The organism is Streptomyces sp. NPDC054770 (genome assembly GCF_053611985.1).
The window spans coordinates 71,649-96,638 of the sequence record NZ_JBSHBL010000040.1; the positions used below are offsets into that span (position 1 = coordinate 71,649).

Below are 24,990 nucleotides of genomic sequence, written 5' to 3' on the forward strand. Positions count from 1 at the left end.
CGCCGGGAAGACCACGACATGTCGACCACCACCACATGCGGGGTCGCCCAGCCCGCCCCGGCCAAGGCCTCCCCGGCCCGGCCGCGGCGGGGCCTGCGGGGCAACCCGACCGTGAACTTCTGGCTCTTCACCGGGCCCTTCCTCATCGGCCTGGCGATCTTCGTCATCGTGCCGATCGGCTGGAGCGTCTGGCTCAGCTTCTTCGACGCCCGCTACACCGTCACGCCGAGCCATTTCATCGGCTTCGACAACTACAAGCAGATCCTCACCAACAGCGGCTTCCCCGACTCGCTGCTGACGTTCACCGTGTTCGCCGCGTTCATCGTGCCGACCACCTGGGCATTGTCCCTCGGGCTCGCGCTGCTCGTTAACGAGCTGCGGTTCATGCGGGCGTTCTTCCGCTCGGTGTTCTTCCTGCCGACCGCCGTCTCGTACGTGGCCGCCGCCCTGATCTGGAAGATGTCCATCTTCAGCGGCGTCCGCTTCGGACTCGCGAACACGGTCATCGGCTGGTTCGGCGCCGACACCATCGCATGGATGTCCAACCCCACTCCGCCCTGGTACTGGCTGGTCATCGTGACCCTGCGGCTGTGGATCCAGTCGGGCTTCTACATGATCCTGTTCCTGGCGGCGCTGCAGAACATTCCGGCCGAGCTGTACGAGGCCGCCGCCATCGACGGCGCCAAGCGGGGCTGGCAGACCTTCCGGTACATCACGCTGCCGCAACTGCGCGCCACCTCGACCGCGGTGATCCTGCTGCTGCTCATCGCCGCCTACCAGGCGTTCGACGAGTTCTTCAACATCGTCGGGCAGAAGGCGACCTGGGCGCAGACGCCGCTCATGGAGCTCTACAAGACGGCCCTCGGCACCAGCCAGGACTACGGCGCGGGCAGCGCCGGCGCGGTAATCCTGTCGCTTCTCATCTGTCTCGTCACCCTGGTCCAGGGCAAGTTCATGGGATTCGGAAGGGGGGATGAGTCCAAGTGACCACCACCGCACCTCAGGTCGGCAAGCGGCGCAGGAAGGGCGGGGGCGTCCTCGGCAACACGGGGCTGTACGTCGCCGTCGGCATCGCCGCCCTGCTCTTCCTGATCCCCTTCTACCTGATCGTCCGCAACGCCCTCTCCACGGACCTGGAGATCACGGGCGAGAACTGGAAGCTGCTGCCCTCCTTCCAGTGGGGCAACATCTCCGAGCTGTTCGACGACCCCACGGTCGAGTTCGGCCGCTCCATGGTGAACTCGCTGGTCGTCGCCGTCCTGACCACGGTCGGCACGCTCCTGGTGTGCTCCCTGGCCGGCTACGGCCTGGCCCGCATCCCGTACCGGCACGCCAACAAGGTCTTCTACGCGGTCCTGGCGACCCTGATGGTCCCCACGGCCGTCACCTTCGTGCCCAGCTTCGTGCTGGTCTCGTCCCTCGGCTGGGTGGACACCTACCGCGGTCTGATCATCCCGGGCCTGTTCAGTGGTTTCACCTGCTTCCTTTTCCGGCAGTACTTCCTCGGATTCCCGAAGGAACTGGAGGAGGCGGCACGCGTGGACGGGCTCGGCTACTGGGGCGCGTACTGGCGGATCGTCGTACCCAACTCGCTGAACTTCTTCGCTGCGATCGCGACGATCACCTTCATCAGCGCCTGGAACTCCTTCCTGTGGCCGCTGGTCATCGGCCAGGACCCGAGCTCCTGGACCGTGCAGATCGCGCTCTCGTCCTTCATGACCAACCAGACCGTCAACTTCCACCTGATCTTCATGGCCACCGCCATCTCCATCCTGCCCCTGGTGTTCGTCTTCCTCTTCCTCCAGCGCTGGCTGGTCCAGGGGATCGCGCAGACCGGTATCAAGGGCTGACCCGCCTCGAACACACCTCGAAAGACCTGGAGACCGATGACTTTCCGCTCTGCCACGGCTGTCGACTACGTCGAGGACGTCTCACCGGGCTCCGGGGCCCTGCCGCCCCGCGCCTGGTATCCCGCCTCGGACGCCGCTTCCCTCTCCCTGAACGGCAGTTGGCGTTTCCGGCTGTCGCCTACGGCGGACGCCGAGGACGACTCGTTCGCCGAGCCCGGGTACGACGCCGACAGCTGGGCGGAGGTCTCGGTCCCGGGGCACTGGGTGCTCCAGGGGCATGGCGCACCGATCTACACGAACCACCTCTACCCGTTCCCGGTCGATCCGCCGAGGGTCCCGACCGAGAACCCCACCGGTGACCACCTTCGGTTCTTCGACCTGCCCGCGGGCTGGGACCCGGCGGACGGCGGGACGGTGCTGCGCTTCGACGGCGTCGAGTCCTGCGCCCGGGTATGGCTGAACGGCACGGACATCGGCGAGTTCAAGGGCTCCCGGCTGCCGCACGAGTTCGCCGTCGGCCATCTCCTCGAGCCGGCCGGCAACGTGCTCGCCGTCCGGGTCCACCAGTGGTCGGCCGGCTCCTACCTGGAGGACCAGGACCAGTGGTGGCTGCCCGGCATCTTCCGGGACGTGACCCTGCTGCACCGCCCGGCCGGCAGCGTCCTCGACTTCTTCGTGCACGCCTCCTACGACCATGTCACCGGCGCGGGCACGCTGCGCGTCGACTCCGACGTGGACGGCAGGGTCACCGTGCCGGAGCTGGGCATCGACATCGCCACCGGCGAGTCGGCGTCCGTGCCGGTCGAGGCGTGGACGGCCGAGACTCCGCGGCTGTACGACGGTGTGCTGGCCACCGGGGGCGAGCGGGTGCCGCTGCGCATCGGCTTCCGGACGGTGGAGCTGGCCGACGGTCTGATCAAGGTCAACGGCCGGCCTCTCCTCTTCAAGGGCGTCAACCGGCACGAGTGGCACCCCGAGCGGGGCCGCGCCCTCGACCTGGAGACCATGCGGGCGGACGTGCTGCTGATGAAGCGGCACAACATCAACGCGGTCCGCACCTCCCACTACCCGCCGCACCCGGCCTTCCTCGACCTGTGCGACGAGTACGGCCTGTGGGTGATCGACGAGTGCGACCTGGAGACCCACGGCTTCACCGAGCAGTCCTGGCGGGACAACCCGGTCGACGACGACCGCTGGACCCCGGCGCTGCTCGACCGGGCCGCCCGGATGGTCGAGCGCGACAAGAACCACCCGTCGGTGGTCATCTGGTCCCTGGGCAACGAGGCGGGCACCGGGCGGGGCCTGACCGCGATGGCCGAGTGGATCCACGGCCGGGACACGTCGCGACTCGTGCACTACGAGGGTGACATCGACTGCCGTGACACCGACGTGTATTCGCGGATGTACGCCGACCACGCCGAGGTCGAGCGGATCGGCCGTGGCCTGGACGGCGGCACCCACAAGCGCCGTCAACTCCCCCTCATTCTCTGCGAGTACGGGCACGCGATGGGCAACGGCCCCGGTGGCCTCGCCGACTACCAGCGGATCTTCGAGTCGTACGACCGGCTCCAGGGCGGCTTCATCTGGGAGTGGATCGACCACGGCATCGAGGACGACCGCTACGGCTACGCGTACGGCGGCGACTTCGGCGAGGAACTGCACGACGGGAACTTCGTCTGCGACGGCCTGGTCTTCCCGGACCGGCGGCCCTCCCCCGGGCTGGTCGAGTACAAGAAGGTGATCGAGCCGGTCCGCATCGAGGGCGACGCCGCGGACGGGACCGTACACGTCACCAACAAGCACGACTTCGCCGATCTGTCCGCGCTGGACTTCGAGTGGTCGTACCAGGTCGGCGGCGAGACCGTCGAGTCGGGCCCGCTGGCCGTACCGGCGCTGGCGCCCGGCGAGTCGGCCGAGGTGAAGCTGCCGGAGCCGCCGGTCGCCTCCGGCAGCGGCGAGACGCAGTGGACGGTACGGGCCCTGCTGGCGGCGGACACCGCCTGGGGGCCGCGGGGCCATGTGGTGGCCTGGGGCCAGTTCCCCGTATCGGGACGGAAGTTGACGTCCTTCGCGGCCTCCGCCGGACCGGTGGTGTCCGGCGACGGGCCGATCACCCTCGGCCCGGCCGTCTTCGACGCGCGCAGCGGCGCGCTGCGGAGCATCGGCTCGGTGGCGGTGACCGGACCGCGGCTGGACGTGTGGCGGGCGACGACCGACAACGACGAGGGCGCCGCCTGGCAGAGCGACATCCGCTACGGCGCCCTGTGGCGGAAGTTCGGTCTGCACCGCATGCGGCACCGCCTGGACGCGGTGGAGCCGGGCGGTGATGCCCTGACCGTGCGGACCCGGGTGGCGCCCGCGGCCTGGGAGTTCGGGTTGGTGACGGTCTACCGCTGGACCACGGACGGCAGCCGCCTGCGGCTCACCGTCTCCGTGGCCCCCGACGGCGACTGGACGGTGCCGCTGCCCCGGCTCGGCGTCCGCTTCGGGCTGGCGGCGGCCGACCGGGTGCGGTGGTTCGGCGGCGGGCCGGGCGAGGCCTATCCGGACACCAAGGCGGCGTCTGTAGTGGGCCGTTGGCAGTCGACGGTGGACGACATGCAGACGCCGTATCTCCGCCCGCAGGAGAACGGGGCCCGCGCGGACGTCCGTTGGGCGGAGATCGGCGGCCTGCGGATCGAGGGCGACCCGGAGTTCTGGTTCACGGCCCGCCGCTGGACCACCGAGCAACTGGACGCGGCGGCGCACCGTACCGATCTGGTCGCAGGTGACACTGTCTGGGTCAACCTGGACCACGGCCAGCACGGCATCGGCTCGCAGTCCTGCGGCCCGGGCGTCCTGCCGCAGTACCAACTCCACGCCGGACCGGCCGAGTTCTCCTTCGTGTTCTCGGAGATCGGCTGATCCGGCGCGGTCACCCTCCGTGGCCCGGTCCGCAGCGGTACAGGGTGTAGCGCGCGACATGGACCGGTGAGCAGTGGCCGATGGCCCAGCGGATCAAGGCCCGGCCCGGGGTCTTCGCGCCCCGGGCCCGGTGGGTGAGGTCGGCCGCGGAGAGCAGGACGTAGCGAAGCCGGCCGGTGTCGATCAGGTGGTGGAAGGTGCCGGGCGCGGGGTACGGCACATGGGCGGTGAAGCCGCCGAGCGGGAGGATGGAGGCGTTGTCCGAGAGGATGTACGGTGCCGCCATCTGCCAGCGGGGCACGGCGGCCAGGTAGCGGGCGCCGTCGCGGTGGGCGGTGAGGTAGGCGAGGACGCGCTGCTGGGCCGGGTTCAGGGCGGAGGCGCCGTTGCGGGTGGCGATGCTGCCCGGGCCGATCCGGCCGAAGCCGCCGGGCTGGTTGTAGCGCAGGGAGGTCGCGGACGCGGACCAGACCGTGGGCACGACCAGGACCGCGGCGAGGGCGACGGCCAGGGCGGTCCGGCGCGGACGCGACCCGCCGACGGCGAACAGGACCAGCGCCGGCAGGGCCAGGACCGCGGCGACAGCGACCGACCAGGTGAAGAAGCGCGGGTAGTACAGGGTGAGGGCCGCGCACCAGCCGACGTTGACGGCGAGGACCGCGCACAGCACGCTCCGGCGCCGCACCCGGGTCACGGCAGTGGCGGCCAGGGCCGACAGGCCGACCGCCACCACGCCCATGTAGTAGGTGTGTCCGGTCACGCTGCCGAAGCTGAAGACCAGGAAGAACGTCACCAGCCAGACGCCCCAGAGCAGGTATCCGGCCACGAAGGGATCGGTGCGCTGCGGGCGGCGACGCCACAGCGTGACCAGCCCGGCGGCCAGGCCCAGCGCCGCCAGTGGGTACAGCCAGCCCGTCTGACTGGCCAGCCCGGGGCTGAACATCTTCCAGACGCTGTCCCCCATCCCCACCGACGCCCTGCCGTGCGCCCGGTCGGCGACGATGCTGCCGGTGCCCGCCGCGTCGATGCCCAGTGCCTGGAAGCGGGTCAGGAAGTTGTACCCGACGACCAGGGCGATCGGTGAGTTGTCGGTGGTGCCGTCGAGGTAGGGGCGGGCGGCGGCCGGAGTGAGGCCGGCGGCCAGCATCCAGGACAGGGACACCGCCAGCATGACCGCCCCGGACACGGCGAGGTCCCGGATCCGGCGGCACAACGTGGTGGGAGCGGCCACCAGATAGGTCACGGCCAGCGCCGGCAGCACCGCCCAGGCCTCCAGCATCTTGCACTGGAAGGCCACCCCGACCCAGACGCCCGCCAGGACGAGGGTGCGCAGCCGGGCCTGGGCGGTGGCCCGCTGGGTGGCCTCGGCGGCAAGCAGCAACAGCAGGACGAACGGGGCGTCCTCGGTGACCGAACGTCCGAGGCCCACGGTCACCGGGGTGAGCGTGAGGAAGGCGGCGGCCAGCAGCCCGGCGGGGACCCCGGCCCAGCGTCGTACCACCACGTGGAGCAGGACCACCGAGGCCACGCCCTCCAGTGCCTGCGGGACCACCAGGGACCACGGGTGGAAGCCGAGGACCAGCGCCGACAGGGCCTGCGGCCACAGGAAGCCGGGCAGCTTGTCCAGCGTGATGGAGTTGCCCGGGTCGAAGGAGCCGTAGAGGAAGGCGACCGGGTTGTCGGTCATGCTGCGGACCGCGCTGGCGTAGAAGGCGTGGTAGGCGCTGTGCCCGATGCCCCAGAAGAAGAGCAGCGCGGCGACGGTGGCGATGCCGGCGAGGATCGGGCGCTCGTAGCGCAGGGTACGGCTCCGCGCCCGGGGCGGCGAGGGCGGCGGCCCCTCGGCACGGACGAGCGGCTCGGCACTGACAGGGCTCGGCATCGCGGACGGCCTCCAGGACTCCCGGTATCCAGGACTTCCAGAACGCCCTGGATTTCTACGGCCTCTAGGACGACTGGATCTCGACGAACGTCACATCCGGAACGTCAAGGAACATTCAGGATGTTCGTGAGTATCGGTCGTGGAAGCTGTAAGGATCCTGAACCCTGCCTGTGTCTCACCGGCCTCTCACTGCAAGCTCACCCGGACCCGGCCCCGGTTCAGCGGGCCGGCCGCCCGGCGTGCTGGGCCGCGAGGCGCACCGGGGCGTTCTGGGCGCCGTATCCGCGATAACCGGGATCCCGCTCCACCAGTTCGAAGAACATCCGTCCGACCGTCCGGGTGTAGCAGTGCCGGAAGACACCGCCCGCGTCGCGGTCGTAGAGGATGCCGAGCTCGCGGTACGTGTCCAGCTCGCCGTCGGCGAACTCGTACCGGGCGGCGAGGTCGTCGTGGTAGTTGGCGGGGATGGGGAGCAGATCACCGCCGGCCGCACGGAAGGACCGGGCGGCGGCGACCACGTCCTCGACGGCCAGCGCGATGTGCTGGGCGTGCAGGGTGTCGTCGGCCGGGGCCGCGCCGACCCCGAGGGCGATCCGGACACTGCCGTCGCCGTTGGTGACGGCGCGGGAGCGCAGCAGTCCGTAAGGGTCGGCGACGTCCACGCTGTCCTGGGCGTGCAGGCCGAGGACGCTGCGGTGGAAGAGGGCCGCCTCGTCGTACTGGTGCCAGGGCTGGACGAGCGCGAGGTGGTCGATGCGCGCCGGGGCGGCCCCCGGCGCGTGCGGCACCTCGGTGAAGTCGGCGCGCCAGTCCGGGAGTTCGGGGTCGCGGCCGGTGGCGCAGAAGAACAGTTCGGTGCCGTCGGGGGCGCCGACCGCGTCGAGCGGGGCGTCCTCGGGGGCGCGGCGGCGCGGCAGCACCGGGGCGAGCAGCGCCTCGGCGCGGCGGGCGGCGGCCCGCGGATCCGGTGACTCCAGGCCGACGGCGGCGAGCCCGGTGCCGTCGCGGCGGGCGGCGGGACCGGTGTTGACCAGGATCCGGGCCTCGCCCCGCTCCCACAGGTCGACGGGCTTGCTCCGATGACGCGCGGTCCGGGCGAAGCCGAGGGCTCCGAGCAGCGCCGAGACGGGTTCGGCGTCCGGCGTGACGAGTTCGGCGAAGGCGACTCCCGTCGGCACCACCGGCGCGGGCAACTCCCCCACTCCGACGGCCTCTTGCAGCACCAGCAGCGAACGCTGCGCGTCGACGGCGGTCGGCCCGGCCTCGGCCTGCCGGAAGACGTCGTTGAAGACCTCGAGGGAGAGCGGCCCGTCGTACCCCGCGCGCAGCACGTGCCGCACGAGCCCGGCGACGTCGAACCCGCCCTGCCCCGGGAAACACCGGTAGTGCCGGCTCCACTGGAGCACGTCCATGGCGAGCAGCGGGGCATCGGCCAGTTGGAGGAAGAAGATCTTCTCTCCGGGGATGTCCTCGATGCCCTTGGGGTCGGACCCGCGGGAGAGGATGTGAAAGCTGTCGAGACAGGTCCCGAGCGCGGGATGCCCGGCCGCCTCGACGATCCGCCAGGCATGGTCGTACGTACTGACGTGCCGCCCCCAGGCAAGCGCCTCGTAGGCGACACGGATCCCGAAGTCCTGCGCGAGAGCAGCCAGTTCGGTCAGCTGCTCAGCGGCGAGATCGTCGTCGTCGACCCCGAGCGGGGAGACGGAGGAACAGACGAGAACGGTGTCGGCGCCCAATTCCCTCATGAGCTCGAACTTGTGGCGGGCGCGGCGAAGGTTGCGCGCGAACTCGCCCTCCGGGACGGCTTCGATGTCCCGCATGGGCTGGTAGAGATCGACGGTGAGCCCCAGATCGGCGCACCGAGCCCGTATCTCACGGGGCGAGAGCGGACTGGCGAGCAGATCGTTCTCGAAGATCTCAACCCCGTCGAACCCGGCCCGGGAGGCGGCCGTGAGCTTCTCGGTCAGAGACCCACTGAGCGAAACGGTGGCAATGGAAGTACGCATGAACTTTTTCCTCACGTGCACTGCACTTACCTAGGGGCGCGGGGCTGTATCGAATCTGCGGCTGCCGCCGCGCGGGCGCGACCAGCCACAACCGGCCCGCACCAGTCACACAACCTGCCCAGCCGAGTTTTCGGCCAACTCCGCGATGTCGGCGAGCATCCGACCACTGTCCGCCTCCCTCCCCGTGAACAACCGGAACGCATCCACGGCCTGGAACACGGCCATCCCGCCCCCGTCGAGCACCGCACACCCCAACGCCCGTGCGGTCCGCACCAGTTCCGTCTCCAACGGCCGATACACCACCTCGGCCACCCACAACTCGGGCCGCAGCAACTCCGCGGGCAACGGAAGCCCCGGATGCGCGGCCATCCCCGTCGGCGTCGCATGTACCAGACCATCGGCGCCGGCCAGCAGTTCCGCCAGCTGGTCCGGCGTCCCGGCCTCCGCGCGCCCCGCGCCGAAGTACCGGTTCAGCGAGCCCGCGAGATCCGCGGCCCGCTCCTCCACCGCGTCCACGACAGTGACCCGCTCGGCCCCCAGCGTGAGCGTCGCGTGCGCGACCGCGGCCCCGGCGCCCCCGGCACCGAGCTGTACGACCCTCTCCAGCGGAGCGTCCCGCAGCCCGCGTGCGAACGACGCCGCGAACCCGGTCACGTCGGTGTTGTGGCCGACGGCCCTGCCGGCGGCCTCGAAGACCACCGTGTTGACCGCGCCGAGCGCCTCGGCCTGCGGGGTGAGCACGTCCAGGTGCTCGATGACCAGCTGCTTGCAGGGGTGCGTGATGTTCAGCCCGTCGAAGCCGAGGTCCCGCGCGGCCCGCACCAGCTCCCCCACGGCCTCCGGCGCCACGCCGAGCACGTCGATGTCGATCAGCCGGTACAGGTACCGCAGCCCCTGCCGGTCGGCCTCCCGCTCGTGCAGGACTGGGCTGAGCGACGGGCCGATGCCGGAACCGATCAGTCCGACGAGATACGAGTCCTTGGCCACGTGGCCCTCCCGAGCGGCATCGCTAAAGCTAATGTACGAACTAGTACGTTAGCTATAGCACTGGAGACCGCGGCAGGGGAAGACCTGGCCGGCCACAGCTCCGGCACGGGCTTCTACAATCTCCGCACCGGCCTGCCCCTCGAAGGAACCCGATAGGAACCCGATGACCAGCGTCGACGAACCGGCACAGACCAACGGGCGGCTCCGCGACGCCGCCCGCACCCAGGCCGAGATCCTCGACGTGGCCACCCAGGAGTTCGCCCGGGCCGGCTACGACGGCGCCCGCGTCGACGAGATCGCGGCCCGCACCCGCACCACGAAGCGGATGATCTACTACTACTTCGGCGGCAAGGAGCAGCTGTTCACGGCGGTCCTGGAGCGCGCGTACGGCGTGATCCGCGAGGCCGAGCAGCAGCTGGACGTCGAGCACCTGGACCCGGTCGCGGCGATCCGCCGGCTCGCCGAGCTGACCTTCGACCACCACGAGCAGCACCCGGACTTCATCCGTCTGGTCAGCATCGAGAACATCCACGGCGCCGAGCACATCGCCGCCTCCGCGAGGATCGGCAGGATCGGCTCGCCGGCCCTCGAGGTGATCCGCCAAATCCTGGCCGCGGGGCAGGAGTCCGGCCTGTTCACGGCCGATGTCGACGCCGTCGACCTGCACGCGATGATCAGCTCGTTCTGCTTCTTCCGGGTGGCGAACCGGCACACCTTCGGTGTCCTCTTCGGCCGTGACCTGGTGGATCCGGCGCAGCGCGCGCACTACCGGGCCATGCTCGGCGACATGGTGATCGCCTACCTCACCGCGGAGCGCGCGGCGGACTGACCGCGCCGGAGCGACGGACGCCGAACGGCACCGGCACGACCTCTTGACACCGGGGAAACGCGAGCGCAACATCCGTACCCATCGCGACTAACTATCCAGTGGGTTAATTAGCACCCGCCCCCTGGACCGCCGACCCCGTCATCCCTGGGATCCGGCCTTCTCCCCCGCCGCTCACTCCGCTTACGTTGGAGTTCCCCGAAGGAGCACCGCCGTGTCCGTCCCCGCCCAGTCCGCCGCCACCGCCGTACCACCCGGTGGCCAGCCGAGGAAGGCCGCCCTGGCCGCCTGGATCGGCAGCGCCCTGGAGTACTACGACTTCTTCATCTACGGCAGCGCGGCCGCGCTGGTCTTCCCGAAGGTCTTCTTCGACGAGTCGGACCCGGCCACCGCGACCCTGCTCTCGCTGGCCACGTTCGGTGTCGCGTACGCGGCCCGGCCGGTCGGCGCGCTGTTCCTCGGGCACTTCGGGGACCGGATCGGCCGCAAGAAGATCATGGTCTTCACGCTGCTGCTGATGGGCCTGTCGACGTTCCTGATCGGCTGTCTGCCGACCCGCGCCGAGGTCGGCGGCCTGGCTCCGGTGCTGCTGGTGCTGTGCCGGGTGCTCCAGGGCATCTCGGCCGCCGGTGAGCAGGCCAGCGCGAGTTCCATGAGCCTCGAACACGCGCCGCCGAACCGGCGCGGCTTCTTCACCAGCTTCACGCTCAGCGGCACCCAGGGCGGCCAGCTGATCGCCACCCTGGTCTTCATCGCGGTCTCCCAGCTCCCCGACGACCAGCTGATGTCCTGGGGCTGGCGGGTGCCGTTCTGGCTGAGTGTCGTGGTGGCCGTGGCCGGCTGGTTCATCCGGCGCACACTCCAGGAGACCCCGGCCTTCGCCCGGCAGGCGGCGAGCGAGGGTGTCGTACGGCTGCCGCTGGTGACGCTGCTGCGCCACCACTGGGCGGACGTGCTGCGGGTGATCGGGGGCGCGCTGATCGCCTCGGTGAGCACGATCTTCACGGTGTGGGCGCTGGCGTACGCGACCAGCGACTCGGTCGGGATGTCCAGGACGTCGATGCTGTGGGTGGGTGCGCTGGCGAACGTGGTGGCGTTGGGCGCGATCCCGGCGTGGGCGACGCTGTCGGACCGGATCGGCCGGCGGCCGGTGTACCTGATCGGCGCGGCGGGCAGCGCGGTGGCGATGTTCGGCTACCTGTGGGCGATCTCCACCGGCTCCTACGCGCTGACCCTGATCCTCGGGATCGTCGCCTTCGGCATCGTCTACAGCGCGGCGAACGGTGTCTGGCCGTCCTTCTACGGCGAGATGTTCTCGACCCGGGTCCGGCTGTCGGGCATGGCGATCGGCACCCAGATCGGGTTCGCGGTGGCCGGGTTCGCGGTGACCTTCGCGGCGCAGATCGCGGGTCCGGGCGGCGACGACTGGTCGGCGGTGGCGCTGTTCACGGCCGCGCTGTGCGTACCGCCGGTGATCGCGGCACTGACCGCCCGCGAGACCCACGGGCTGGCCACGGAGGACCTCGGGGCACGCACCCCCCGCGAGGCATCCCGGCCGGAGACCGTGACGGCCTGAGCCGGCTGCTTCAGGAGGGCGCAGGCGTGCGTCCGCCCGGGCCCGTGCCCGGGCGGACCATGGCCGTCACCCTTCGGCGGCCTCCCGGATCCGCGGCTCGAACTCCCGCCGCACGTAGGCGTCGAACGGCTCCGCCAGCGCCCCGTCGATCACGCGCCGCACCCCCGACCCCGTCGCCAGCTCCTTGATCGCCGCGCGGGAGTCGGGCCCCACGCCCCCGCCGATGATCAGCACCCCGAACTCCCCGGTCTCCAAAAGCTTCCGGGCCTCGTCGTCGGTGCCGACCCCCTCCGCGTCGAAACCGTCCGCACGCAGCGTGTCCAGCACAGCCGTCACCCTGGCGGGCATCCTTCCGAGCACCAGTGTCCTCATGACCGTTCCCCTCCCCTGCATCGGCGTCAACGCACTCGACCCTAGAACCTCAAGCGGACTTGAGATCAAGTGCTCCCGGAGCCTCGCCGAAGGCGATTTGGTCCCGCACCGTTCACACCCTGGACATAAGCGATGACCTGCGGGGATGCCGTTCGCTGCGATGGTGTGCCGTAGGCGTCACCGTGTCCGACACCCTTGATTCGAGCAACGGCGGGGAACCGATGAGCCCGAGCACAGCCGACCGTCCCGAACAGACCGTCACCGAACAGGCCCTCAGCGAAGGCGATGCCGAGACCGCGGCCGGGGCCAAACCGCTGCTCGACGCTCCGCAGAACGCGGCGGCGGGCATCGCGATGTGGCTCTTCGTGGTGGGCCCGCTGGTCTGCCTGGTCGTCGCGGTGCCGCTGGTGTGGGGGCGAGGCCTGTCGGCGCTGGACGTCACCATGGCCGTGGTCGCCTACCTCGTGTCCGGCTTCGGCCTCACGGTCGGCTATCACCGCCTCTTCACGCACCGCTCGTTCAAGGCGAAGCGGGGCCTGCGCATCGCCCTGGCCGTCGCGGGCTCGCTGGGGGTGGAGGGCTCGCCGGTGCAGTGGGTGGCGAACCACCGCCGCCACCACGCCTTCGCCGACCGCGAGGGCGACCCGCACTCGCCCTGGCGCTTCGGAACCGACACGCGTGCGCTGCTCAAGGGGCTGCTGCACGCGCACATCGGGTGGATGCTCAAACGGGAACTGAGCAACCGGGCCAGGTTCGCCCCCGACATCGCCGCCGATCCCGACCTGCGGCTCGTCGGCCGGTTCTTCGGACCGCTCACCGTCGCCTCCCTCCTGCTCCCCGCACTGGTCGGCGGGCTCGTCACCGGCACCTGGGCCGGTGCGCTGACCGGGTTCTTCTGGGCCGGCGTGATGCGGATGGCGCTGCTGCACCATGTCACCTGGTCGGTGAACTCGGTCTGCCACGTGGCGGGCCGACGCCCGTTCGCCGCCCGGGACAAGGCCACCAACTTCTGGCCGCTCGCCCTGTTGTCCTTCGGCGAGAGCTGGCACAACTCGCATCACGCCGACCCCACGGGCGCACGCCACGGGGTGCTGCCGGGCCAACTCGACCCGTCAGCACGGCTGATCCGGATATTCGAGAAGCTGGGCTGGGCCTACGACGTCCGCTGGCCGGACCCGAACCGACTGGAAGCCCGCCTGCTCCCCGACCCGACCGGCCGGCAGGAGGCGTCAGCCTGACGCCTTCCCCCGCGAGCGCCGCCGCGGCCGTCCCTGGTCAGTGAAGTCACGATCGGGGAGGCTGGGGGCATGCTGCTGCCGCTGGCCCACGGGAAGACCGAACTCATCGAGGTCGTCCGTATCACCGACCCCGTCAGGCACCTCAGTTCGGAGAACCTGGCCGGCGACACTGTCGGGATCTGGGAGGGAGACCAGGCCCGGCAGGCTCTGTCCCTGATCGCCGGCCTACCGGAAGGCGAGCTGTACCGCTGCTTCCTCCCGGGCTGGGGAATCCGGGCGCACAGCTCCACCGATCGGCTCTTCGAGATCGCCTTCTGCTTCCGCTGTCACGGCGCCCGCATGTGGGGTCCGGTTCTTCCTGTCGAACAACAGGGCCAGACCTTCGACGCGGAGAGCCCTGCCGCACGTGAACTGCTCGACCGATTCCGCTCCTGCCTGCCGGACGGATGAACAGGGCTCGGCGGCTTCGGGACGAAGAGGCCGCCATGCCATCGCCGTGCCGGATGCCGCAAAGGGGCAGGTCACCGATCCGGCACCCCGCCCCTCCGCGGTCAGCGCGTCGTGTCAGCCGGACACCAGCAGCTCCGTCCAGTCCTTCGCCACCCGCTCCAGCGAGAATCCCTCCCGCACCTGTTCGCGGGCCGTCGCCCCGGCGGAGCGCCAGTCCTCCTGTTCGGCGAGTCCGGCGATCGCGTCGGCCATCGCCTCGGGGGTGTCGTGGATCCAGCGCCGGTCGTAGATCTCGTCCGCGCCCGGCCACGGCAGCAGCGCGGGTACGGCGCCGGAGGCCATGCCCTCGGCCGGGGCGAGGTGGAAGCTCTCGTCGTCGCTGGTGGACAGGACATGGCCGATGCGGCGCAGCCAGTTGGGCACGTCGGGGCCGAACTGGTCGAAGACGACGGCCCCTTCGAGCAGCGGTGAGGTCTGCATCCGGCGCAGGATCGCCTCGTAGTGCTCGCGTTCCTCGGGCTTGTTCCAGATCCACCAGTACTCCCACGGCGGCTTGGACTTGACCGAGAGGTGCCAGCGCCGGTCGCGGGCGCGCAGCGCTTCGAGGACGTCGAGGCCGAGGTCCAGGCGTTTGCGGCTGGGCGCGATGCCGATCATGCCGAGGCGGTGGCGGGCGCCGGGCGCCTTGGGCCGGTCGAGCTGGTCGACGTCGACCCAGTTGCCGATCGTGGTGATCTTCGCGGCGGGCCAGCCGGTGCGGTCCCGGGTGGCGCGGGCGTAGTACGGGCTGACGCACACCACCCGGTCGACGGCGTCGATGTCGACCTGGCGCGGGTATCCGGCGTCGAGTTCGAAGCGGTGCAGGCGCACGACCAGCCTGCTGCCGCGCCGCTTGTGACGGCTGTACCAGATCGCCGCCGGGCCGCACCACTCGACGACCACCACATCGGCCCAGTCGGCGAGTTCGCGGCTGGCGGCGGCGTCGTGCCGGGCGAGCGCGGGCCAGGCGTCGATCCGGACGTCGAGGCCGGGCAGCGCGCGCAGGTGGTCGAGGAGGCGGGTGAGGAACTTCAGGTCGTGGCCGGCGACACCGACCCGCAGCGGGCGGGCCCGGGTGGCGACGGCGGCGGGCGCGGCGGGGAAGGCCCGGTCGAGGTGGCCGCGCCAGCGGGCCGCCGTGGCCTCCATGGTGTACTCGCGGGCGGCCGCGGCGCACCGGTCGGCGGCCAGGTGCCGGGCCCCGGTGTCGCGTACGGCGACGGACACGGCGTCCGCCGCGTCCGCGAGGGTGGCGCCACCGGGTACGAACAGGGGGTAGTCGGCGCCGAGCAGTGCCTCGTGGGCGGGGGTGCGGTTGAGCACGACGGGCAGGCCGAGGGAGCCGAACTCCAGCACCTTGGTGGAGAGTTCGAGGCTGGCGTCGAGGGAGGCGTCGCGCCAGCCGAGGCCGAGGTCGCAGTCGGCGGCCAGCCGCATGGCCTCCTCGCGCGGTACGCCCCCGTGGTGGACCACCTCGGGGGTGGTGCGCAGCGCCTCGGCCATGGCGGTGTCGAAGCCGGGGTGGGCGGCGTCCTTGTGGATCTTGTCCCCGACGGCGTGCAGTTCGGTCCTGATGCCGCGTTCGGCGAGCATCGCGGGCAGCCGGGTCATGGGCAGGGTGTTCCAGCGGGGCGCGAACTTGCCGGTGTAGACGAGGCGTACCGGATCGTGCAGGCCATTGCGGGCCGGGACCGGGAAGCCTGGCTCGGGCACCGCGGGCGGACAGAGTACCGAGCGGCCGCAGGCCTCCGGCACCCAGGACTCCAGGAAGCAGCGCAACTCCTCGGTCTGGCAAAGGAGTTGGCGGGAAGCGGTGGCGATGCGGGCCAGGTCGGCGCGGGCCTCCTCGGTCATCTCGGCCGGGGACTGCGGGATGTCGGTGAGGTAGGCCCAGATGCGGCCGTCGAAGGCGCCGTCCCCGACGATCTGCTTCACCAGCCGCCGGCCGCGCAGCACCAGCAGGTCGCAGCGCTCCTCCGTGTCGAGCCGGGCGAGCAACTGCGAGGCCTGGAAGGGCGAGAGGGGGTGTGCGCCCTGGCCGGGGACGAGGTGCTCCTCGTACGGGCGGACCACGGTGACCCCGGGCAGGCCGGCGAGGGGGTCGGTCAGCCGGCCCGTCTCGACCGGGGCCTTGAGGACGAGGCGGGTCCGGCAGCCGGCGCGGGACAGTGCCTGGACCGTCGACTGGGCCCAGACCGCGGAGCCGTCGATGAGGTTGAGGTCCACGTCGCCGTAGACGAGCGCCCGGAGGGTGCGGGTCATGACGGTTCCTTTCCACGCACGGCGAACAGGCGGTGCCCGGCCCGCGACCAACTGTCCGGCGGGGCGCCCGAGTCCAGGAGCGTCCGGCGCACGAGCAGCGGCTTCAGGGCCGGTACGAAGGCGTAGTCGTCGGCGGCGGGGGTGTGGCCCACCGCGTCGGCGCCCGAGAACTCCTGGGCGCAGAGCAGGTCGAGAAGGAGGGTGTCGGGGCGGTCCTCGGTCAGGTCCGTCCAGTCGGCGACCCAGGGTGCGGTGGGCGGCCCGGCGTGCACGGCGACCGAGGCCGCGGTGAGTTCGTCGAGGGCGAGGCCCGCCGGGTCGGCGACGATCACCTCGGCCGGCCGGTGCAGCTGGCCGAGCGTCTGGGCGACGAGCCGGGCCACGTCGGTGGCGTCCCGGGGCGCGGCGAGCACGGCGATCCGGCGCTCGGCGAGCGGGTCGGGAGCGCCGATCAGCGCGGCGAGCCGGGCCAGCCGGACCCGGGTGCTGTCCTGCTGGAAGACGTCCCGGAGCCGGTCCCGGCCGTCGGTGACCGGGTCGAGGCGGAAGAGCGCCGTGCCGGTGTCGCCGTCGAGGACGGCGTCCCAGGGCAGCTGGGACAGGCCCGGGGCGGACGATGCCGGGCCGTCCCGCCACAGCACGGCCGTACGGCCCAGTCCCCGCGCCCGGGCGACCAGTTCGGCCAGCCGCCGGTCCAGGTCGGGGGCGAGTCCGGTGCCGGTGAGCGACCAGGGACCGGCGTCGGCCGCACAGGCACTCAGCTGGACCAGGAGGACGTCCGGGTCGGTGCGCTCGACCAGCAGCCGCCCGTCGTGCGGCAGCACCCGGCTGACCACGGCGTCCGCCGCGAAGTCCTGGGCGGTGCGGTCGGTGAGGACGCCGGTGACCACCAGCCGGTCCCGGGGGGCCACGGACAGGGCGCGGTGGGAGAGGTAGAAGCGGTCGTCGGCCTGCGGCTCCGGCGCGGCAGCGGGAGCGGCGGCCTGGGCTCCGGCGGGGCGGCGGCCCTTGGCCTTCCGCTGCCGCCACAGCCCGTACAGCTCCCCCGGCAGCCGGGGGACGCGGGCCTTCGGCGACCGGGCCGCCGACACCAGTGCCTTGCCGACCCGCAGCGAGGTGGAGCCCTCCAGCATGGCCACCCGCGACTCCAGCACGCCGGTCCGGGCGCGGGCCCGGCGCAGCGCGGAGGAGAGCTGGTCCTTGTCCCGCAGGGCGGCGGCGAGCCGTTCGGCGAGGCCGTCCTCGCGGGCGGTCTCCAGGGCGCGGGCGCTCTCCTCGGCCGCCCGCTCCAGGTCGATCAGGCGGGCCCGCTGGGAGCGGGAGACGAAGTCGGCGAGGACGTACTCGTCGGCGATCCTGAGGGCGGTGGCGAAGCCGTCGGCCGGCAGCGGGCGGCCGAACCAGTCGTGCGGCGGCAGGAGTTCCTCGGTGCACGCGAACACCGCGCCGGCGTGCAGGTGCGTGTAGCCGAGCGAGGCGGCGTGCAGCACCTGGCAGCGGTGTGCCACCAGGGCGTCGAGGAGGCGGTGGTAGGGCAGGTCGGTGCCGGGGTGGCCGAAGACGATCAGGCCGCGGCCGCCGGGCCGCATCCGTTCCAGTGCGGCCAGGCAGTCCGCCTCGTCGCCGTGCAGGGCGGGGTCGGGGCCGTAGCAGAGGAGCATCAGCTCCCCTTCGCCGACGCTCTGTTCGTGCCGGGCCGGTGCGACGCCGGGCGGCAGGTGCAGGTAGGGGTCGAGACGCAGTCCGCCGGTCGTCGCGTCCACGACGGAGGTCACGTCGTCCAGGTGCGGGTGGAGCAGATCGGTCAGGCGCATCGGCGGGTCCTTGTGAAGACATCGGTCGGGCGCATCAGCGGGTCCTCGTGAAGACGTGGAAGCCGACCCGGTTCTCGCGGAAGCCGTAGGGCCGGAAGAGGGTGTGGCTCAGGCCCAGGGGTTCGAGTTCCCTGCGGTAGGCGGCGATCGGCCGGTGCCGGATGTAGTCGCCGCGCGGGACGGGCTCGTCGGTGTGCTCGTCGGTGACGATCAGCCGTCCGGTGATCCGGACGAGCGAGGCGAGGTTGCGCAGGCCGGCCGCCCACTGCGTGTCGTCCAGGACGTGGAAGAGGACGTCCACGCCGAGCACCACGTCGTAGAGCCAGGGGCTGCGCCACTCGTCGAGGGCGGCGACGGTGTAACGCGGGCCGCCGCCCTCGGTCCGCGCGTGGGTGACGGCCGCCTCGCTGGCGTCGAAGGCGTCGACGTGGTGGCCGCAGCGGGCCAGGGCGCGGGCGAAGTGCCCCTTGCCGCAGCCCGCGTCGAGGACGAACAGCGGGGACGCCGGGCTGGACAGGTCGCCGATCAGGGTGAGGAGCTGGCCCAGCCGGATCGCGTAGAAGATCTCGTTGCCGGGCCGGTCCAGGCCGATGTGGCCGCCGGAGGCGAGGTCGTCGCGTTCGCGGTGCCGGGTGTCCCAGTAGGTGTGCGGGGCGGTGGTACAGGTACGGGTGGCGTCAGTCATGGCGCTCCAGCCACTCGGTGAGCACGCGGGCGATCCGGGGGCCTGCCTTGCCGTCCCACAGCGGCGGTCCCTCGGGGTCGGCGGCCGGCTGCCCGTCGAGGACCTTGCGCAGGGCGGGCACCAGTTCGCCGGGCCGGACCAGGCGGTTGGTGCCGTGGGTGACGGTGACCGGGCGTTCGGTCGTGGTGCGCAGCGTCAGGCAGGGCACGCCGAGCACGGTGGTCTCCTCCTGGACGCCGCCCGAGTCGGTGATCACGGCGGCGGCCCCGCGGACCAGGCCCATGAACTCGACGTAGCCGAGCGGTTCCATGAGATGGATGCCGGGCGCGTCGGCGAGGCCCGCCTTGCGCAGCGCCTCCCGGCCGCGCGGGTGCAGGGGCACGGCGAGGTCCAGGTGGCCGGCCGCCTCGGTGAGCGCGCGGGCGGCGGCCGCGGCGGCCTCCGGGTCGTCGACGTTGGCCGGGCGGTGCAGGGTGACCACGCCGTACCGCTCGGGCAGCGCGTGGGCGGCGCGGGCGGCGGCCGGGTCGAAATGCTCCAGATGGGTGAGCAGGGTGTCGATCATGGGGTTGCCGACGAGGTGCACCCGGCCCGGGTCGACGCCCTCGCGGGCGAGGTGGCCGACGGCCTCCGGGCTGGTCGCGAAGAGCAGTTCGGCCAGCTGGTCGACCAGGCGCCGGTTGACCTCCTCCGGCATCGCCATGTCGAAGCTGCGCAGGCCCGCCTCGACATGGGCCACCGGGATGCCGAGCTTGGCGGCGGCCAGGGCCGCGGCCAGCGTGGAGTTCACGTCGCCGTAGACGACGACCAGGGCCGGGGCGCGGGCCAGCAGCTCGCCCTCCAGGGCCACCAGCAGGTCGGCGGTCTGCCGGGCGTGGCTGCCGGAGCCGACGCCGAGGTCGGTGTCCGGGGCGGGCAGGCCCAGCTCCCGGAAGAAGATGTGCGACATCCGTTCGTCGTAGTGCTGACCCGTGTGCACCAGAACCTGGTCGTGCCCGGTCGCGCGCAGGGCGGCGACGACGGGCGCGGCCTTCACGAAGTTCGGCCTGGTCCCTACGACATGGAGTACGCGACCGTTCATGTCGTACGTTCTCCGCTCTGTCGGCCTACCTTGGCGACATGGCCAGACGTCCGTCCCGGCACCTGCCGCGTGGTGTTTCTCGGTTCCCCCGTGCCATCAGCTTGGCCGCAACCGTGGCGTGGGGCGAGTTGCGGCACGACCCCGCGCGGGCCGCGCTGCTCGCCGTCCGGGTGCTGCCGGGGCGGGTGCGGCGCGGCCTGGAACCCGTCGAGGAACGGCTCGCCGCCCGGGCCCGCGCGACCGGTCCCACCGCCGGGCCGTCCGCCGCCCGGGTGGCGGCGCCCGCCGGGCGGCCGGTGCGTCCCGAGCCCGGCCGGGTGCTCCATCTGGTCACCAACGGGCTGCCGTTCAAGCACGCCGGGTACACCGTGCGCACCCAGGCGCTCGCCGAGGCCCAGCGGGCCGCCGGGCTCGATCCGCACGTGGTGACCCGCATCGGGTTCCCGGTGGCGCAGGGCGTCCTGGACGCCCGCCCGTGGCAGCTGGTGAACGGGGTGCCGCAGCACCGGCTGCTGCCGTACGGGCTGCCCTACGGCCAGGGGGCGGTGCTCGCCCGCAACGCCGAGCTGGCCGGGCGCCTGGTGGAGCGGCTGCGCCCGGCCGTGCTGCACGCGGCCACCGACCACGGCAACGGGCGGGTGGCGCTGGCCCTGCGGGAGACCTACCGGCTGCCGGTCGTGTACGAGGTGCGGGGCTTCCTGGAGGAGACCTGGCTGACCCAGGCGCCCGGCCGGACCGCGGACGACGCGTCGTACCGGGCCCGGCGCGCGCTGGAGACGTACTGCATGCGCGGGGCCGATCTGGTGCTGACGCTGGGCACGGCGATGAAGGCCGAGATCGTGGCCCGCGGGGTGCCCGAGGAGAAGGTCCTGATCGTGCCCAACGCGGTGGACGACGCCTTCCTCGCCCCGCCGCCGGACGGGGCGGAACTGCGCACCCGGCTGGGCATCGCGGCGGACGACTACGTGGTGGGCACGGTGAGCAGCCTTACTCCACACGAGGGAATCTCCACATTGCTCCATGCGGGTGCCGAACTGCGCCGTCGGGGTGTACCGCTGCGGCTGCTGATCGTCGGTGACGGGCCCGAGCGCGGACGGCTTGAGGCACTGGCCCGACGGCTCGGCCTCGGTCCCGGCGTCGCCCTGTTCACCGGTCGCGTGCCGCACCACCAAGTGCGCGCCTACCACGCCGTCTTGGACGTCTTCGCGGTGCCGCGCACCGACGAACGGGTCTGCCGGCTGGTCACCCCGCTCAAGCCGGTCGAGGCGATGGCGAGCGGTGTCCCCGTGGCGGCCAGCGACCTCACGGCCCTGCGCGAACTGGTGCAAGACGAAGTGACCGGACGACTCGTCCATCCGGATTCACCACAAGCTTGGGCAGAAGCTCTCGAAGTATTGCTTTACAGTCGAGAACGGCGGCATGAATGGGGAGCATCCGCCCACGCGCTGGTGGCGCGTGAACGCACCTGGAAGAGGGTCGCTGCCACGACCAGAGAGGCGTATCGCGCTCTTGGTTGTGTCTGAGGCCCCGGCGCCCGGAACCACTCACCGTCCGGGCTCTTCGGATCCGTACGGCATCTGCCGTCGAGGGCGGAGTGAATCCCTATGCAGGTCGAAAAGGCCGTACCGCTCGGGGAATCGAGCACATCGCTCGGGGACGATGAACAGACCGACTGCTTCGAACTGGCCGTCATCGGGCTCGGCTACGTCGGGCTCCCGCTCGCGCGGGAGGCGTCGCTGGTCGGCCTGAGAGTGGCCGGGCTCGACCTCGACCCACGGGTCGTGGAGGGCCTCAACGCCGGCCACTCCCATGTCGACGACGTCTCCGACGAGGACGTCGCCCGGATGCGGGCGGCCGGGTTCACCGCGTACACCGACGACAAGTGCCTGGCCCGTGCGCAGACCGTCGTGATCTGCGTGCCGACCCCGCTCAGCGAGGACGGCGGCCCCGACCTGGGCGCGGTGACCTCCGCCGTGCGGACGGTGGCGGGCCGGCTGCGCCCCGGACGGCTCGTCGTCCTGGAGTCGACCACCTATCCGGGCACCACCGAGGAGATCGTCAAGCCCCTCCTGGAGGAGTCGGGGCTGCGGGCCGGCGAGGACTTCGCGCTGGCCTTCTCACCGGAGCGCATCGACCCCGGCAACACCACCCACGGGCTGCGCGAGACACCGAAGGTGGTCGGCGGCTGCACCCCGGCGTGCGCGGCGAAGGCCGCCGCCTTCTACGGCAAGCTCGTCGACACGGTCGTACAGGCGAAGGGCACCCGGGAAGCCGAGATGGCCAAGCTCCTGGAGAACACCTACCGGCACGTCAACATCGCTCTGGTCAACGAACTGGCCATTCTCTGCCGCGAGTTGCACGTCGACGTGTGGGACGCGATCCGCTGCGCCGGGACCAAGCCGTTCGGTTTCCAGCCCTTCCGGCCGAGCGCCGGGGTGGGCGGCCACTGCATCCCGATCGACCCCAACTACCTGTCCTACAAGGTGCGTTCGATCGGTTACGAGTTCCGGTTCGTGGAACTCGCCCGGGAGATCAACGCGCACATGCCGGAGTACGTCGTCCGGCGCGCCCAGGACCTGCTCAACCACGAGGGCCGCGCGCTGCACGGCTCCCGGGTGCTGCTCCTCGGCGTCACCTACAAGCCGGACGTCGCCGACCAGCGCGAGTCGCCGGCGGTGCCGGTGGCCCGGCTGCTGCGGGAGCGGGAGGCCGACATCGCCTTCCACGACCCGTTCGTGCAGGCCTGGTTCGTGGACGGGGAGGGCGTGCCACGGGTCACCGACGTCATGGCCGCCGTGCGCTCGCACGACCTGACGATCCTGCTCCAGGACCACTCCGCGTACGACCTCCCTGCCCTCGGCGACGAGGCCCGTCTGCTCTTCGACACCCGGGGGCGGATCTTCCGGCCCGGCGTCGAGGTGCTGTAGCCGACCTGTGTGACAACTCCCCTTCCGCGGCTCGGAGTCCGCTCGGAGTCTGCTCGGAGTCGAAGGGCTCCGGGCCGCGGAGTCGAAAGGCGCTCAGATGCGGATACTCGTCGTCACCGTCGTCCACCACCCCGAGGACGCACGCATCCTGCACCGGCAGATCGCCGCGCTGCGGGACCGCGGTCACCACGTCGTCTACGCGGCGCCGTTCTCGGCCTTCGAGGTTCGGCCCCGCCCGGACCTCGAAGGCATCGACCTGCCCCGGGCGGCCGGCCGCAGCCGCCGCACGGCGGTGCGGGCGGCCCGGACCCTGCTGGCCGAACGCGGCCACGAGGCGGACGTGATCCTGCTCCACGACCCGGAACTGCTGCTGGCCCTCCCCGGCACCCTGCGCCGCTGGCGGCGGTCCGGATCCGGGCCGGTGGTGGTCTGGGACGTCCACGAGGACACCGCGGCGGCGCTGGCCATGAAACGCTGGGTGCCCGGGCCGCTGCGGCCACCGCTGCGGCTCGCCGTCCGCACGGCCGAACGGCTGGCCGAGCGCCATCTGCGGCTGCTGCTCGCCGAGGACTCCTACCAGGAGCGGTTCCGCCGCACCCACCCGGTGGTGCCGAACTTCACGACCGCACCGGTCCAGGCGCCCGAACCGCCGGGCACCGGACACGTCGTCTACGTCGGCCACCTGTCGCGGGCCCGCGGCGCGCTGGACCTCATCGAGACGGCCCGGCACCTGGGGCCCGGCGTGCGCGTCGAGGTGGCCGGCGCGGCCGACCCCGACGTCCGGGAGGCGCTCGCCGCGGCCGACCGGGACGGCGTCCTGCGGTGGCACGGTTTCCTGCCCAACGACCGCGCCCTCACCCTGTTCCCGGGCGCCCTGGCCGGCCTCTCCCTCCTCCACGACCAGCCCAACTACCGTCATTCACGGCCCACCAAGGTCGTGGAGTACATGGCTCACGGCGTTCCCGTCATCACCACGCCCACCCCGCTGGCGGCCGACATGGTCGAACAGCACGGCTGCGGTCTCGTCGTCCCGTACGAGGATCCACCCGCGGCGGCGGCGGCGATACGACGGCTGGGCAGCGACGCGATCCTGCGCCACACCGCGGCCCAGCGCGGTCGCGAAGCGGCCCTGGCCCACTTCAACTGGCCGGAGAAGGCGGCCGAGTTCACGCACCGTCTGGAGGCGTGGGCGCGGGAGGAGACTGGTGCGGGGCGCGCTCGTGACGCGGCTCGTACAAGGCGACCTCGCCTCCGCCCGGCAACCGGAAGCCCGTCACCCGGCCCCAGGCCGCGACCTGGACGGGTCGGCTGAACTCCACGCCCCTGGTCATGAGTTCGGCGACCGTGGCATCGAGGTCGTCGCACATGAGCATGAGTTCGTGGGACGGTTCGCCGTCGGCCGGATGGCAGGCCACCTCGGCCGGCGGCAGCCGGAAGATCAGCCAGCCGTGCCCGACGTCGACGTGCGGCCAGCCCAGCACGTCCCGGAGAAAGGCGCGGTCCGCCTCGGCGTCGCGCGTGTAGATCACCACATGTGCCCCATTGATCACGCGCGGAGGCTAGCCCCGGGGGGCCGCGGCGGCAAGCACCGCCGCTACGCGTTCGACCAGTCCCGCTCGCAGAGCACCAGCCGGTATCCGTCGGGGTCCTCGATCGTGACACCCCATCGGTTCCAGTACGGGTTGGGCGACGGCACCCGCTTCCCGCCGTGCTCCTCCAGCCGGGCCACCAGGTCCTCCGGCACCGGGCCGTCCACGTAGATCACCAGCAGGTCCTCCTCGGTGGGCCGGGGCTCGACGGGCCGGGCGGGCTCGTGCACCAGCTCCAGGTGCCACCCCGCGTCCGGCCAGCCCAGCATCAGCAGGTCGTGCTCACCGGGTTCCGGGCCGCATTCGGCCCGCCACACCACCCCGAGCCCGAGCCCCCGCACCCAGAACCGCTCGGCCGCCGCCAGGTCCCGGGACGGCCGGGCGATCCGGATGTGACTGCGACCGTTGACGGGCATCGTGACCTCTTCCTGAGCTGCCGTGTCCCCCTCGGAAGCCTAGGTACCCAACCATCGCGCGGCCATCGGCCGATCGCCCTGGA

19 protein-coding genes and 1 pseudogene are annotated in these 24,990 nt (G+C 71.9%); 10 read left to right on the plus strand and 10 right to left on the minus strand.

Annotation, left to right across the window (positions count from 1 at the left end; translation table 11 throughout):
* The first annotated feature begins 18 nt into the window (after nucleotides 1-18).
* From ACWGKQ_RS30245 to ACWGKQ_RS30255, 3 genes are read left to right on the plus strand one after another with little or no spacing between them, the layout of a single operon-like run.
* A complete protein-coding gene (locus ACWGKQ_RS30245; protein WP_453295166.1) occupies nucleotides 19-987 on the plus strand; it encodes a carbohydrate ABC transporter permease in 969 nt (322 codons plus the stop codon).
* Nucleotides 984-1,850, plus strand: coding sequence for a carbohydrate ABC transporter permease (locus tag ACWGKQ_RS30250; protein WP_453295167.1), 867 nt, complete (start codon nucleotides 984-986; stop codon nucleotides 1,848-1,850). Before ACWGKQ_RS30245 ends, ACWGKQ_RS30250 begins: the two co-directional genes overlap by 4 nt.
* Before the next feature lie 36 nt (nucleotides 1,851-1,886).
* A complete protein-coding gene (locus tag ACWGKQ_RS30255) occupies nucleotides 1,887-4,754 on the plus strand; it encodes a glycoside hydrolase family 2 TIM barrel-domain containing protein (protein WP_453295168.1) in 2,868 nt (955 codons plus the stop codon).
* Between the two features lie 10 nt (nucleotides 4,755-4,764).
* Here ACWGKQ_RS30255 and ACWGKQ_RS30260 read toward each other — a convergent pair whose 3' ends face one another.
* The 3 genes from ACWGKQ_RS30260 to ACWGKQ_RS30270 all read right to left on the minus strand — a co-directional run bounded on the left by ACWGKQ_RS30260 (nucleotide 4,765) and on the right by ACWGKQ_RS30270 (nucleotide 9,632).
* The gene (locus ACWGKQ_RS30260) at nucleotides 4,765-6,636 is read right to left on the minus strand and encodes an ArnT family glycosyltransferase (protein ID WP_453295169.1); all 1,872 of its coding nucleotides are present in this window, start codon (nucleotides 6,634-6,636) and stop codon (nucleotides 4,765-4,767) included.
* A 218-nt stretch (nucleotides 6,637-6,854) separates the two neighbouring features.
* Nucleotides 6,855-8,645, minus strand: a complete 1,791-nt coding sequence (locus ACWGKQ_RS30265; RefSeq protein ID WP_453295170.1) for a bifunctional sugar phosphate isomerase/epimerase/4-hydroxyphenylpyruvate dioxygenase family protein — start codon at nucleotides 8,643-8,645, stop codon at nucleotides 6,855-6,857.
* Between the two features lie 105 nt (nucleotides 8,646-8,750).
* Nucleotides 8,751-9,632, minus strand: coding sequence for a shikimate dehydrogenase (locus tag ACWGKQ_RS30270; RefSeq protein WP_453295171.1), 882 nt, complete (start codon nucleotides 9,630-9,632; stop codon nucleotides 8,751-8,753).
* A gap of 163 nt (nucleotides 9,633-9,795) precedes the next feature.
* On the opposite strand from ACWGKQ_RS30270, the gene ACWGKQ_RS30275 reads away from it, so the two are divergent.
* Together ACWGKQ_RS30275 and ACWGKQ_RS30280 are read left to right on the plus strand one after the other, a co-directional pair.
* On the plus strand, nucleotides 9,796-10,461 hold the full coding sequence (locus tag ACWGKQ_RS30275) for a TetR/AcrR family transcriptional regulator (RefSeq protein WP_453295172.1): 666 nt from the start codon (nucleotides 9,796-9,798) through the stop codon (nucleotides 10,459-10,461).
* A 211-nt stretch (nucleotides 10,462-10,672) separates the two neighbouring features.
* Complete coding sequence (locus tag ACWGKQ_RS30280) at nucleotides 10,673-12,034, plus strand: MFS transporter (protein ID WP_453295173.1); 1,362 nt, start codon at nucleotides 10,673-10,675, stop codon at nucleotides 12,032-12,034.
* Nucleotides 12,035-12,100: 66 nt separating this feature from the next.
* Here ACWGKQ_RS30280 and ACWGKQ_RS30285 read toward each other — a convergent pair whose 3' ends face one another.
* Nucleotides 12,101-12,406, minus strand: coding sequence for a hypothetical protein (locus ACWGKQ_RS30285; protein ID WP_453295174.1), 306 nt, complete (start codon nucleotides 12,404-12,406; stop codon nucleotides 12,101-12,103).
* Nucleotides 12,407-12,627: 221 nt separating this feature from the next.
* Between ACWGKQ_RS30285 and ACWGKQ_RS30290 the strand changes: the two genes are divergently transcribed.
* Both ACWGKQ_RS30290 and ACWGKQ_RS30295 read left to right on the plus strand, forming a co-directional pair.
* On the plus strand, nucleotides 12,628-13,644 hold the full coding sequence (locus ACWGKQ_RS30290) for an acyl-CoA desaturase (protein WP_453295175.1): 1,017 nt from the start codon (nucleotides 12,628-12,630) through the stop codon (nucleotides 13,642-13,644).
* Between the two features lie 69 nt (nucleotides 13,645-13,713).
* Entirely contained in the window at nucleotides 13,714-14,094 is a 381-nt protein-coding gene (locus ACWGKQ_RS30295) for a hypothetical protein (RefSeq protein WP_453295176.1), read from the plus strand.
* Between the two features lie 114 nt (nucleotides 14,095-14,208).
* Here ACWGKQ_RS30295 and ACWGKQ_RS30300 read toward each other — a convergent pair whose 3' ends face one another.
* Genes ACWGKQ_RS30300 through wecB form a run of 4 tightly spaced genes read right to left on the minus strand, consistent with a single transcriptional unit; the run spans nucleotide 14,209 to nucleotide 19,975 of the window.
* Complete coding sequence (locus ACWGKQ_RS30300; protein WP_453295177.1) at nucleotides 14,209-16,395, minus strand: glycosyltransferase; 2,187 nt, start codon at nucleotides 16,393-16,395, stop codon at nucleotides 14,209-14,211.
* Nucleotides 16,392-18,209 carry a hypothetical protein gene (locus tag ACWGKQ_RS30305; protein ID WP_453295178.1) on the minus strand — a complete coding sequence of 606 codons (1,818 nt, stop codon included), beginning with the start codon at nucleotides 18,207-18,209 and terminating at the stop codon, nucleotides 16,392-16,394. Before ACWGKQ_RS30305 ends, ACWGKQ_RS30300 begins: the two co-directional genes overlap by 4 nt.
* Before the next feature lie 34 nt (nucleotides 18,210-18,243).
* Nucleotides 18,244-18,894 (minus strand): class I SAM-dependent methyltransferase, encoded by a 651-nt coding sequence (locus tag ACWGKQ_RS30310; protein WP_453295179.1) that lies wholly within the window; start codon nucleotides 18,892-18,894, stop codon nucleotides 18,244-18,246.
* Nucleotides 18,887-19,975: a non-hydrolyzing UDP-N-acetylglucosamine 2-epimerase gene (gene wecB / locus ACWGKQ_RS30315; protein WP_453295180.1), complete on the minus strand. Its 1,089-nt coding sequence runs from the start codon at nucleotides 19,973-19,975 to the stop codon at nucleotides 18,887-18,889. The genes ACWGKQ_RS30310 and wecB overlap by 8 nt, the downstream gene beginning before the upstream one ends.
* A gap of 38 nt (nucleotides 19,976-20,013) precedes the next feature.
* Between wecB and ACWGKQ_RS30320 the strand changes: the two genes are divergently transcribed.
* The 3 genes from ACWGKQ_RS30320 (at nucleotide 20,014) to ACWGKQ_RS30330 (ending at nucleotide 24,214) form a co-directional block, all read left to right on the plus strand.
* On the plus strand, nucleotides 20,014-21,498 hold the full coding sequence (locus ACWGKQ_RS30320; RefSeq protein ID WP_453295181.1) for a glycosyltransferase family 4 protein: 1,485 nt from the start codon (nucleotides 20,014-20,016) through the stop codon (nucleotides 21,496-21,498).
* Between the two features lie 81 nt (nucleotides 21,499-21,579).
* Nucleotides 21,580-22,902: a nucleotide sugar dehydrogenase gene (locus ACWGKQ_RS30325; protein ID WP_453295182.1), complete on the plus strand. Its 1,323-nt coding sequence runs from the start codon at nucleotides 21,580-21,582 to the stop codon at nucleotides 22,900-22,902.
* Nucleotides 22,903-22,999: 97 nt separating this feature from the next.
* Nucleotides 23,000-24,214, plus strand: a complete 1,215-nt coding sequence (locus tag ACWGKQ_RS30330) for a glycosyltransferase (protein WP_453295183.1) — start codon at nucleotides 23,000-23,002, stop codon at nucleotides 24,212-24,214.
* Here the strand turns inward: ACWGKQ_RS30330 and ACWGKQ_RS30335 are convergent.
* Together ACWGKQ_RS30335 and ACWGKQ_RS30340 are read right to left on the minus strand one after the other, a co-directional pair.
* Nucleotides 24,213-24,452, minus strand: a pseudogene (locus ACWGKQ_RS30335) (VOC family protein); the annotation flags it as partial. The gene ACWGKQ_RS30330 and the pseudogene ACWGKQ_RS30335 sit on opposite strands and share 2 nt — an antisense overlap.
* A gap of 44 nt (nucleotides 24,453-24,496) precedes the next feature.
* Complete coding sequence (locus ACWGKQ_RS30340; RefSeq protein ID WP_453295184.1) at nucleotides 24,497-24,907, minus strand: VOC family protein; 411 nt, start codon at nucleotides 24,905-24,907, stop codon at nucleotides 24,497-24,499.
* Nucleotides 24,908-24,990: the final 83 nt, after the last annotated feature.